General features: G+C 32.2%; 13 protein-coding genes. 10 read left to right on the forward strand and 3 right to left on the reverse strand.

The window, feature by feature from the left end; translation table 11 throughout:
- The first annotated feature begins 2 nt into the window (after window positions 1-2).
- Entirely contained in the window at window positions 3-1,376 is a 1,374-nt protein-coding gene (locus tag K319_RS0111270; protein WP_027383741.1) for a RagB/SusD family nutrient uptake outer membrane protein, read from the forward strand.
- On the forward strand, window positions 1,376-3,868 hold the full coding sequence (locus tag K319_RS0111275) for an alpha/beta hydrolase family protein (protein WP_002977332.1): 2,493 nt from the start codon (window positions 1,376-1,378) through the stop codon (window positions 3,866-3,868). Before K319_RS0111270 ends, K319_RS0111275 begins: the two co-directional genes overlap by 1 nt.
- Before the next feature lie 10 nt (window positions 3,869-3,878).
- Here the strand turns inward: K319_RS0111275 and K319_RS0111280 are convergent, their stop codons facing one another.
- The 3 genes from K319_RS0111280 to K319_RS0111290 all read right to left on the reverse strand — a co-directional run bounded on the left by K319_RS0111280 (window position 3,879) and on the right by K319_RS0111290 (window position 6,043).
- Window positions 3,879-4,136 (reverse strand): DUF6520 family protein, encoded by a 258-nt coding sequence (locus tag K319_RS0111280; RefSeq protein ID WP_235696104.1) that lies wholly within the window; start codon window positions 4,134-4,136, stop codon window positions 3,879-3,881.
- Between the two features lie 40 nt (window positions 4,137-4,176).
- Window positions 4,177-5,688, reverse strand: a complete 1,512-nt coding sequence (locus K319_RS0111285) for a MauE/DoxX family redox-associated membrane protein (RefSeq protein WP_002977330.1) — start codon at window positions 5,686-5,688, stop codon at window positions 4,177-4,179.
- A gap of 154 nt (window positions 5,689-5,842) precedes the next feature.
- Entirely contained in the window at window positions 5,843-6,043 is a 201-nt protein-coding gene (locus tag K319_RS0111290) for a hypothetical protein (protein WP_002977329.1), read from the reverse strand.
- A gap of 343 nt (window positions 6,044-6,386) precedes the next feature.
- On the opposite strand from K319_RS0111290, the gene K319_RS0111295 reads away from it, so the two are divergent.
- From K319_RS0111295 to K319_RS0111330, 8 genes are all read left to right on the forward strand, one after another.
- Window positions 6,387-8,036, forward strand: coding sequence for a helix-turn-helix domain-containing protein (locus tag K319_RS0111295; protein ID WP_169712666.1), 1,650 nt, complete (start codon window positions 6,387-6,389; stop codon window positions 8,034-8,036).
- Between the two features lie 142 nt (window positions 8,037-8,178).
- Window positions 8,179-8,553, forward strand: coding sequence for a hypothetical protein (locus K319_RS0111300; RefSeq protein WP_002977327.1), 375 nt, complete (start codon window positions 8,179-8,181; stop codon window positions 8,551-8,553).
- Window positions 8,550-9,989 (forward strand): relaxase/mobilization nuclease domain-containing protein, encoded by a 1,440-nt coding sequence (locus K319_RS0111305; RefSeq protein WP_002977326.1) that lies wholly within the window; start codon window positions 8,550-8,552, stop codon window positions 9,987-9,989. Before K319_RS0111300 ends, K319_RS0111305 begins: the two co-directional genes overlap by 4 nt.
- Window positions 9,986-10,621, forward strand: a complete 636-nt coding sequence (locus tag K319_RS0111310; protein ID WP_002977325.1) for a ParA family protein — start codon at window positions 9,986-9,988, stop codon at window positions 10,619-10,621. Before K319_RS0111305 ends, K319_RS0111310 begins: the two co-directional genes overlap by 4 nt.
- Window positions 10,609-10,995 (forward strand): hypothetical protein, encoded by a 387-nt coding sequence (locus tag K319_RS0111315; protein WP_002977324.1) that lies wholly within the window; start codon window positions 10,609-10,611, stop codon window positions 10,993-10,995. The genes K319_RS0111310 and K319_RS0111315 overlap by 13 nt, the downstream gene beginning before the upstream one ends.
- Window positions 10,996-11,001: 6 nt before the next feature.
- Window positions 11,002-11,538 (forward strand): hypothetical protein, encoded by a 537-nt coding sequence (locus tag K319_RS0111320; RefSeq protein ID WP_002977323.1) that lies wholly within the window; start codon window positions 11,002-11,004, stop codon window positions 11,536-11,538.
- Between the two features lie 139 nt (window positions 11,539-11,677).
- Window positions 11,678-12,013: a DUF4134 domain-containing protein gene (locus K319_RS0111325; protein WP_002977322.1), complete on the forward strand. Its 336-nt coding sequence runs from the start codon at window positions 11,678-11,680 to the stop codon at window positions 12,011-12,013.
- A 3-nt stretch (window positions 12,014-12,016) separates the two neighbouring features.
- Window positions 12,017-12,322, forward strand: coding sequence for a DUF4133 domain-containing protein (locus tag K319_RS0111330; RefSeq protein WP_002977321.1), 306 nt, complete (start codon window positions 12,017-12,019; stop codon window positions 12,320-12,322).
- Window positions 12,323-12,327: the final 5 nt, after the last annotated feature.

Raw genomic sequence — 12,327 nt, forward strand, 5'->3', positions numbered from 1 at the left:
AAATGAAAACAATTACAAACATTACTATATTATTATTCTCACTATTACTACTCAATCTGATTTCTTGTGAAGAGATGCTGGAAGTTGATGTACCGGAAAATCAAATTGATAAAAACAATGTTTTTCAGGACACTCAAACAGCAAATTCCGCATTATCGGCATTATATTCGAGTTTACGAGATAATTCTCTACTGGCAGGTGATAAGATGGGATTATTTTTGAGCAATTATACAGATGATCTCACTTGTTATGCAACTACCGCAACAAATGGAATCTATGAAATTTCACAAAATCAACTCATTTCCAGCAATGCTGCAGTTTATTCACTGTGGTCAAATACATATCAACAAATCTATTTCTCCAATTCTATCTTAGAAGGTCTTGAAAAATCATCAGGAATTTCAAACACAGACAAAAGAAGAATGAAAGGTGAAGCATTACTGATACGCTGTATTTTATATTTCTATTTACAGCAAATATATGGAGATATTCCTTATTTAACTACAACTGATTACACTGCTAACAACACCTCATCAAAATTGAGTTCTGATGATGTTCTTGTTCGACTTGAAAACGATTTGAACGAATGTTATATATTATTAGCAGACGAATACAGTAACTCCGAAAGAATTTTTGTCAATCGTAAAGTTGCAGAACTGATGATGGCAAAGGTATATTTTGCAGAGCAGAGACCAGCCGATGCGGAAGCTAAATTAAAATCAATAGCTCAAAGTTCTCTTTATACTTTCGAAACTGACATTGCTAAAGTCTTTCAAAAGTCAGGAAAACATATTTTGTGGCAATTAAAACCTAAAAATTCAGGAGATGCAACAAAAGAGGCAAGTTTATATTATTTCACAGGTGCAGCACCTTCGAGCTACGCACTATCGACATCTCTTATGTCCTCCTTTGCATCATCGGATTTCAGAAAATCGAACTGGATGGCAGTAATTACTGTGGGCGCAAACACTTGGTATAGAGCCGATAAATATAAAAATCGCTCAAATAATACCACAGAGTACTCCATTGTTTTCAGGCTTGAAGAAGTTTACCTACTATTATCCGAAAGCTTGGCAAAACAAAACAAACTCAATGAAGCACTGCTATATTTAAATGCTACAAGACAACGTGCTGGACTTTCGGCGGTAACTTCAGGCATTTCACAGTCTGATTTAATTACTGAAATCGCAAGTGAGAACCGTAGAGAATTCTTTACAGAGATGGGGCATCGTTTCTTTGATCTCAAAAGGAATAACAATTTAAATTCTCTTATTTCCTCAAAACCTAATTGGCAGACTAATCATCAACTGTGGCCAATTCCTCAAAAAGATCTTGAACTAAATTCAAATTTAAATCCCCAAAATCCAGGTTACTAATGAGATCATTTAAAAATATAATAATTTTACTGTTACTTGTAGGGATTTCTTTTTGTCAAGGTCAAACGTTGAGAGGCACATTAGAAAAAAAAATGGCTCAGCAATATCGAATAAAAATTCTTGCGATGTCTCCAAAGGGAAACTGGGTTATAGCAGGAAAACATTATGATATTAACAAAGATACTATTGAAATTTTTTCAACAAAGAATAAAATTCAAAAACCTCATCTGTTAACGAAAACCTTAGATATTCCAATTTTTTTACAAGAAGAAGCTGTGGTAGCATTGGCAAAAGATAAAGCTGTCTTAGTTAGTCTGAATGATAGAAGACAGAAGGTTTTTGACAATATTAAAAGAGTTTTTGCGTCTTCAGACACAGGAACTTTTGCATTACTAAACACTGCCGATAAATTGTCTGTCTATAATAACAAAGGGGCATCATACTACGAAATAGATAGTGTAGTCAATATTACGAAAGATAATGTAAGTAAAATTTTTGTCGTAAGAAAGGGTGAAAATAAATACGAAATCTACGACACTTCTTCCCAAAATAAAAAAAAGATCTACGAGAGCCCTGTGCTTATCAAGAGAATTGAAATAAGTGATTCAAAGAAAACACTTTATATAATTGAACAAAACAGTACTGATAAAACGGAAAGTTTAGTTTTATTAGATATCAAATCTGGCAATATCTCAAAACCAATTTTACAAGATATAGATACTGGAGATTACATTGTAGTTAGTGAAATGAATGAAGAAGGAAAGTATTTTGTAAATGGCCAAACGAAGATACCAAAAAACAAAAATGTCGAAATATGGTATGGAAATGATGGTGATTTAAGCAAGCATGACACTGGTTTTGATCCAATTGACAAATATTGGATAATTACAAACAATAATCATGTAAGCGCAATTGATAATAAAGATTCGAAAAAGATTTTTTTATCTGGCAGTGATAAATATCTTTTCGCTTTTAAAAGAGGAAAACTTCAAAATTATACAGTAGATAATCAAAATATTGATTTACAGATTTTAGATACTCAGAATAATACAGCCAAACCCTTTGATATTGTAAAAAGTGCATATTTCACTCTATCCAAAGATGGAGAATTTAGTATTTACAGAGACTTGCAGGATAAATGGGTGTTATGTAATCTTTCTACGATGAAAAAAGGATATATTCAAGATCACAGTCTGCAAAATCCTGTTTTTAGTAAAGACGCGTCATTAATTTACTTTGATTCTCAAAAAGGTATTTTCGTTTATAATATTCAGAAGGATAGACTGATCAAAATTAGCGAAAATCTAAGTAAAAAAGTTAAAATTTTGAATAAAGAGAGTCTACCATTAATTGGGAGCTATTTCAAGATTTACAGATCGTACCTAAAGAATGATAATTCAGTTTTAATAAAAGTCAGAGATGACGAAGAAAACAAAACGTCATATTATACCATTGTAAATAAAGATTTAAAATCAATAATAAAATCCTCAGAAAATTATATTAGAGATTTCTACTACAACAGAAACGCAAATTTTTTTGCTTATACATTAGAAAATTACAACAAACCGATGTCTTTATATTACGTTGATGATCATAAAAAAGAACCAATAATTCTTTTAACCAATGAAAATCGAGATGCTGCAGTAAAGAATCTTAAAATTGAAATAATAAATTATATTAATTCGGATTATCAGAAGTTGAAGGGTATTTTATATTACCCAACTAACTTTGAGCCTAAAAAAAAATATCCTATGATTGTAAGAATTTATCAAATTCAGAATGATTCGGCAAATCAATATGATATTATAGGCTATAATAATCCTGCTTCTTTTGATTTGAGAACTTTACTTGACCAAGGCTATTTCGTTTATTTACCCGATATTGTATTTGGTCCAAAAGGAACAGGTCTTTCAGCATTAGACTGCGTCAATAAAGCATTGGATACAATTCAGAACAGACCGTATATTGATCAGTCGAAAATCGGATTAACAGGGCATTCCCATGGGGGATATGAGACAAACTTTATTGCTACACATTCAAACCGTTTTGCAGCGTATTTATCTGGTGCTGGTAATAGTGATATTGTACGTTCCTATTTTTCTTACAATTATAATTTCCACAGCCCATTTTACTGGCAATATGAAAATGGACAATATGAATTGAAATTTCCTTTCAGTGAAAACAAAAAATTGTACTTTGACAACAACCCCATTTATAATGTTGAGAAAGTGAATGCGCCCATTCTTTTATGGGCTGGTAAAAAAGACGAAAACATAAAATGGGATCAGGTCATGGAATTTTATATTGGGTTAAAAAGGAATAATAAAGATGTTATAGCTCTGTTTTATCCAAATCAGGGGCATAATCCAAGTTTTAATTCAGAGGATAGAAAAGATCTTTATTATCGAACATTAGAATGGTGGGATTATTTTTTAAAAGATAAAACAAACATAGATTGGATTAACAAACAAATGAAAAAGGATGCTTTATAGCATCCCTTTTTTACTGCAGTCTGAAAAGTTCCTCTCCGCACATTGTCGGGTTGTCCGAAATTTTCTCGTGCAAAGACGAACTGCTGTCGCCCGACCAAACACATGGGGCTGTGCCCACTGTGTTACACTGTTGTTGTGCGTTTAGACATTCGCCAGTAACGGCATCAATTCTGTAAGCGTCAACAATTGCTTTTGCTGAATTGCTTTTTGCAGCACTAGTTGCAAATGCTGCGCCTGTGCCAAGTAATACTGTGACTACAGGAATCATTAATTTTTTCATATTAAAGAAATTTGAATTATTGCCTACTCTATTTTAGGTTTTCGGCATTCCCCTTTTCATATAAATTAAGAATCAGTCTAGTAAACTTGTATCTTTTCAATTCTTTGTCAATTAAAACAAAAAGATACATGTCGGTTGCATACATCTGTGTTAGCGCTTTATCATCCTTTTTAGGAATATAAAAGCTTCCTACATATTCCTGTCGGTCAATCCTGTAGATATCAATGATTGAATTTTTCTTCCATGCTTTCTTAGACTCATACTTGCCAATAAGCTTTGATTCCACAAAAAGGAGGTTTTGATTAGTTGTAGGATTTTGATTGTTTTTTAAACTTGGAACATTCATTTTATGTCGACCGTCTGGAATTTTAACCACATTAAATCTAGCTCGGCTTATGGTGTCAATTGTTTTTAAGCGAGATTTCAATTCAAGATCCTCATCCATGATCATATATTCATTTCTGTAATTATATATGTATATAAGATTTTTAAAATTTTGGTTGAGCAACAATTTTCCGTCACTGTCAAATACTCCGTCAATTTGTTTTTGAAGAATATCTGGATTCAATACAACTTTTGGATTTCGATTTAAATCAAGGCTACCCAAAGTGTATTGCTGTGTACTTTTACTCTGCGTTCTTAGTGCAAATCTAGCCGAATCTAAAACGGATAATTGAGTAAAGTATGCGTTCTGATAACTTATTGTTTCTGCATATTGGTCACCAATTTTACCTCTGTAAATTATTGGGACACTTCCATCGTAAAGAAAATAATCGTTTTTAAAGGTCTGAAGCCATAGATTTTTAAAGGAATAGTCTTTCTCATCCAGCTCTATCCTTTGTTGGCTTAAATTTGATAAATCATAATTAATTTCAGAAAATAATAATGGAGCTGTTATATTTCCAAGATATATTTTTTTACTATCTGAGCCTGCAATATAGTATGAATCCAGCTTTAAATCTATTGATTTATCTTCTAGTACTGGATGTATTAGAAATCTTCTAACAAAATTATTCTCTTTTTTTATAATGTATTCTGAAGAATAAAATAGATAAACAACAAGAGAAGTACTCGCGACAAAGACTACAAAAATTTTCACAAAATAGATGATGAATTTTTGTCTATTAATAACCTCAACTAGAATTACGGAAATAAAAGAAAGTAAAATACATCCAAGATTAAATAATAGATGTTCTGTCCAATCCATTTTCTCAAGTATCCCGCCGCAAGAACAGGGAACAAAGTCGCTAAAATTTAGGATAAGATAAATATAGATTGTAAAGGCTATCATAATTCCCATAGAGCTATAAAGCCCAATTAATCGAAATTTGGGAACTATAAGAGTAACTACAATAAGAAGCTCAACAATTATTGTTGCATAAGAAATAAATCCAGCATAAGCACTTAAAAGTGGTGATTGTGCGATCTGAACCTGGAAATTTCCAAAATCCATTATTTTGCTTGCGCTAGCGTAGCAGAATAAAAGAATAAAAAAACAGGCCGTTATTAGCGGCACTTGAAGGAAGACTGATTTTTTCATGGCTAAAAAATTTATTAAAAAACTTTAAAATCAAAATCTGCCCTTTCATTATTATCTTCTTCGTCAATTTTTGAAAGATTTCCCTATACCCGATCTAACGTCGTTGGCTGGATATTATATTTTTGAGGTATAGGGAATCTTTATATCATTTCATTTAGTGTTTCCAATCTTGACCATCCTTTACAGGGGGATCTTTTTCTAATTCAATTTTCATTCTAGTTGAATCAGATGTTTTATTACTTTCCTTTGCAACTCTAGATAGTGCAAAATCATTATCTACTTGCTCATCAACTTGTCTGCAACTTTGCGCACATAAACCCACAATAAGAATTAAAAATGGGATAACTTTTTTCATAATAGTAAAATTTATTAAGGATTATCCCGGCCGGTTTTTCTCAGAATTCTTGGAGTCAAAGGTATTGTCGAAAAGACCGTCCAAACAAGCATATGTGGGTGTGCTTTACAAAGCACGACGTCGTGTTTTATAAAGCACGACAACAAAAAACAATGAAACCGCTTCATTATCAATTGTTTTTAATAATAATTAAATATCTTAATAGAATATTGGGAAAAGCCCTGTTTTATGGAGATTTTACATAAATTTGGCGGTTCTTAATTGAAGCCTACTAACCATGCTTAAAGGATTTTCATTCATTTTGATATTATTCCCCTTTTTTCTGCTGTTAAATGCGCAGAAGATGAGCGAATATGAGATTATCCGAAAAAATTATGAGAATCTTCCTAAAAATGATAAAAGAGCAATTCCTTATGTAAAGACTTATATTCAAAAATCGAAAAATGAAAATGATTTTGAACATTTAACCCAAGGATATCGGGATGCCGTTTTCTTTACTAAAAATGAAAAGCAAAAATTAGTATATTCCGATAGTATGATCTATGCCGCTTTAAAATCACGAGATAAAGATTTGATAGGTTTAGCTTATTTGGGAAAAGGGATTATCTATTACTTTAACTATAAAAAATTTGATCCGGCTTTAGATGAATATTTAAAAGCTTATAACTATTTAAAAAATACTAAAGACGAGTATTTGAAATATAAGGTCGTCTATCATATGGAAGTCGTCAAAAGCTACCTAGGCTATTATTCAGAATCTAAAGAAAATTTCGAAGAATGCATTAAATTTTTTAATAATGAATCAGTTAAACAACTTCATCCAAATGAAGTTTTCAATAATAAAAGGGGATATTTTAACTCTCTTCACCAGTTAATAATCTGTCAGAGAAATCTAAAAAATTTTGCTGCTGCTGATAGTTTAATAAATGTTGGGCTAAAAGAAATTGAGGGGATTGATGAATTTTCTTTGGAAAAGAGTTATTTTTTAAAGTGCAAAGGCATTTCAGCATATAACCGTCAAAATTATAAGCATGCAATCGATATCTTAAATAAATCTTTACCAAAAATATTGAAGGTAGATGATTTTGCGACTGCATCATTAATTTACTCTTACTTAGGAAAGAGCTACTATCATTCTGATAAGGAAAAAGCACTCCATTATTTTGAGATGGTAGATTCAATTTTCGTTCATAAAAATTTTGTTTTACCGGAGACACGTGATAGCTACGAAATTTTAATAAACCATTTTAATAACCTGAACAACACAAAGAAAGAGCTGTACTACACTAAACAGCTCTTATCAGTTGACAGCTTATTAGGAAAAGAGTTTTACTATTTGACCTCAAGAATTCACAAAGAATACGACACGAAGCGATTGTTAGATAACAAAGAAGCTTTAGAGAAGAGAAATCTTCTCACTTCCTTAATGGTAATATTTTTTATATGTCTTTCGCTGCTTTTTATCACACTATACATTTTTAAATATAGGAAGAATAAGAAGATCATGCTGAATTACAGGATACTGCAGATAAAGCTTGACAATCGTCAGCTTGAAAAAATGCTACATCAACATAGTCCCGATACCATTTACGAGGATGAGAAGACATCGATAATTAGTAAGGAGATTTACCAAGATTTACTATTAAAAATAAAATCATTTGAGGATAGACAAGAATATACTCAAATAGGATTAACATTAAATCAGTTGGCGGCTCAATTCAATACTAATACAACATATTTATCAACTTTTATCAACGAATCAAAAGGCGTTAATTTTAAAAATTACCTAAACAATCTTAGAATTGATTACATTACCAATCTAATGAATACTGATAAAAATTACTTGAAATACACAATTGAAGCATTAGCTGAAAAATGCGGTATAGCATCCCGTCAGAATTTTTCAGATCTTTTTTATGAAATTAATGGGATGCGTCCAACAGATTTTATCAAAAAAAAGAAAGAAGAGCAAAAAAATAATAACGGTAAATAGAAATCGAAAATACTAATCTATAATTTTCAAGTGAATTTTACATAATTTTGATGATCTAATCAGGAGAAGAATCTTCTCGTTTGCAAATTGAAATGTGCGAATCCTAATTAGGATTGCCTTAACTATTTTAAAAAATTGCCAAATGAAAGATTTAAAAACCTCAGGCAGATCAAAGACTGCACGAATTACTTTAAGGCTACATGACGAAGTAAAAGAAAAATGGCTGAATCACTGTAATAAATACAACCTTCATCTTTCCGATTATATCATTAGCGGCGTCGAAGGAAAGCTACTTGATAATGACAGGAAAGAAATCATGAATTTCATCGAAAATCAGGTTAATTTATTCTCTAAAATTGAGAATAATATCAATCAGATTGCAAAACATATCAACACCAACAAGCACTTACCCACTACCCTTTTATCTGATTATAATTCAAAGCTTGAAATTCTCAACAGTCTGAAAATTGAGCAAAACAGAATAATCAAAAAAATCTATATTGAACTTGCAAAATGATTGTTAAAATATTAAACAAATCATCCAGTGAGTTCAATGGTGTGATTTATAATGACAAGAAAATTGAAAAAGGAAAGGGAGAACTTTTATCAATTAAAAATTTCCCGGCTCATCTTAATCACTCTTCGGGAGCTCCAGACATAAAAAACTATCTGAAAGCAGTTTCCAAAAATAATTCAAGAATAAAAAATCCGCAGTTTCACGCTACAATATCCGCAAAAGGACGCGAATATTCTAAGGAACAATTGGCGCTTACAGCAGATAAATTCATGGATAAAATGGGCTATGGTGAACAACCGTACATTGTTGTTTTTCATAATGATACTGCCAACAACCACATTCATATTGTAAGTACAAGGGTTAATAAAGACAGCTCAAAGCGTATTGAGAGAGATTTCGAAAAATATAAAAGTCAAACTGCTTTACAGGAAACAATTAAAGAGTTGTACGGTACTGACGTACATCAAAATTTAGAAAAATTGATTGATTATAATTATAGTACGTTACATCAGTTTAAGACACTGCTGGAACTTAATGGATACGGCTATTATGAAAAAAATGATAAGTTAAATATTACAAAAAACGGCGCTTTTATCAAAGTTTTAAATGTCAATGATTTAAATTTTTCAAAAAAAAGTTTTGACGAGAAAAGAAAAAAACAGATATTTGCTCTATTCAAAAAATACAAAGAGGTATTTTCCAACTCGGTTTTCAGAGTATCGGATAAAAACCATGCCTCCTACCAATCAGAGCTTCAATACCATCTGAAGAAAAAATTTGGGATTGATGTTGTTCTTTCATTCAAAGATGATAAACAGCCTTTCGGCTATTCCATCATCGACCACAAAACCAATACGATTTACAAAGGCAGTGATATAATGAAAATGAGTGACCTATTCATTATCAGCTCCCAAGTATTAGACAAAAAGATCTTTGACATTCTGGCCAATTCAAATTTGACAATCGAAACGAAGAACGTTTTTAAAAAGCATTTGGAACAAGAGTACAAATGCGAAATCCAGGATTATATGCTTTTTTTGAAACAATCGAAAAAGACAAATTATAATATCTGGAAAGACACACGAAATTCAACAATAGATCACATCCTAAACTTAAGGAAAGTAAGTAATAATTCGCAGGATAAAATAAAGATCGTCAGTTTCTCAAATGAGGCATTCGTCATTAATAAGATTGACAATGTTGTCTTTACCGTAAAAGAATTGGTCGGAGATTACTATTACAACCTTTATTTATCTCAATTACTAAATCCTCAAAATCCAGGACACCAGTCTATTGTCAATGGCGTGCAAGCTGCAGAAGCATCAAGTTTAGAAGAAATGTTAAAACGCACTTCCCTATTTGATATTTCAGCAGCTTCTCCGCCATCAAGCGAAGAACTAGAAAATAGAAGAAGAAAAAAGAAAAAAAAGAGATGATTATTACGTTTGCAAATCAGAAGGGCGGAGTTGGCAAGACCACTTTAGCCATTGCATTTGCCAACTATCTTTCTATGTTTACCGATAAAAAGGTAAATGTCATCGACTTTGATTTTCAGCGTTCATTTTACAGGCAATGGTCAGAAGACAAAGAATTAAAAGCAGATTATCTTTATGAAGTAGAGAAAATTTCGGAAGAAAATATTCATCTCACGCAGAATGAAAAAGTTTTAATGCAGTTAAAGGAAAGTCAGGAGGTTATTCTTTTTGATACCGCCGGAAATATTCAGAATAATTACACGCAGGTATTACAATACAGTGATGCCATAATAATTCCTTATGGATACTCCAGTGTTACAATGATGTCTACAGTACTGTTTCTCAATCTTCTTAAGCTTATCAAAGTCAAGGCAAAAATATATTTCATCAGAAATAATATGCGCAAAGACGACAGCTACGAATTGAAACCTGTAATGGATGCTGAATTCAATACGATAGGGAAAGTAATTGGCGGATCAGTTCTAACCAGAAAATGTATGCTTAGCATCAACACAAAAGGACTGACATATGAACAAAAGTTAGCTGTCAAAGAAACATTCGATGAATTAATTTATCATCTATGGGAATTTTAGACCGCTATACGACCGATGAAGATAAAGAGGAATTAGCAAAGAATCTCAATATTCTGAGTGACGAGGCAGTCTTATCGAAAAAGGGCATTAAACACAAAACAGCAGATGCAGCAAAAAACACTCGGACAAAGAAAAAACCAACCAATCTAACCGAACTTGATGATAAAACCTTATGCATAATTAATGAATTTGTTGACTCTTACAAGAGTAATGACAAAACCAGCAGAATGATAAGGATACAGGATCATCATTACAGAAAGTTGGTGGGCCTTCGTGCTGACGGGATATCTGTAAGCGAATTTGTAAGTTTTGCGGTGCATCTCGCTCTAAAATCTGACGATTATGAAAATTTCTTAAACATTTTAAAAAAGTGAAAATTTATGGGAAAAGTCCTAATGATTACTGGTTTACTATACATTCTATATTATACCGGCATTGCAGTTTATGACTTATTTATAAAAAAACAGATCGTAAATAGAAATGAAAATGATGGCGAATTGATCAGCCTTGAGAACTTTATTGAAGAAACTCCAGGAGAAATAATAAATATTTATGAAGATGACGTAGAGAATTTAAACTTACCAAGTTCCTATGATTATGAAGAGACAGAATTATCCTCCGAAGAAAACGGCGAACCTTTTAACCATCGACGTTTTGAGGAAGAGCGGGAAATTGAAAACTTCTATGGCGACAATCAACAGGGCAAAGATGAAAAAGAAGTGCGTCAATCATTTCTTTCAAATTTAAGTTCAGTGATCGGAAGCAAAAATTCGGAGGCAATACCTCATCAGAAGGAAATAATTCCGTCAGTTATTTCGGATGAGATGTTTCGAAATTTCTTTGAAAAAGCATCAAGACATATCGTTGTCGGCTCTGAAAGCGGTCAGAGTTTTTACAAATCAAGTTTAGTTTTTTAATTACATTCAGTCAATGATACGGAAAACGCCGTATCTGTTTCGATTCCAAAGCACTTTATGGAGCTTTGGAATCTTTTTTTACCAGACGGTTTCAAATGAAACAATTCAATTATTGTTCAATTAAAATTTTAAAAATCAAATGAAAAATAATATTACAAGCATTAATAAACACCATAAAATTAAAAAAGCGCTGTTCTCCGCAATCTTGGTATTATGCACAAATTTACTTTTTGCTCAGACAGGAGGCGCCGGAGCTATATCTTCGGCAACATCGGATATCGAAGAGTACGTTGAGCCAGTCTCAAACTTAGTTCAAATGATAGGTGCGATCGTAGGCATTGTCGGAGGTGTCCGAATTTACAACAAATGGAACAATGGTGACCAAGACGTCAATAAAGAACTGATTGGCTGGGGAGGTGCCTGTATCTTCCTGCTTCTCGTTCCCACAGTAATTCAGGCATTTTTTGGAATATAAGAAATGGAAGAAAAGAGTTTCTTTCTATACAAGGGGCTAAAGAAGCCCCTTGTGTTTAAAGGTCTGAAAGGAAAGTATATCTATTATGCCGGTGGTTCATTTGCCGGCACAATGGTTTTAGGCATCATTCTAAGCAAAGTTATAGGATTCTTTATAGGGATAGTTCTTGCTTTAGGTATTGGTGCAGGATTGATTTGGAATGTCTTCAGATTACAGAAAACCAAAGGTCTTTTTAACAAAACGCTTAACAAAAATGAGATTTTTATGATTCCTGTAAAAATAAAACTGAAGCAGAAGTACAAACGTTAGGAAAT

Source organism: Epilithonimonas caeni DSM 17710, from assembly GCF_000426465.1.
In the GTDB taxonomy this organism is placed as follows: Bacteria; Bacteroidota; Bacteroidia; order Flavobacteriales; family Weeksellaceae; genus Epilithonimonas; species Epilithonimonas caeni.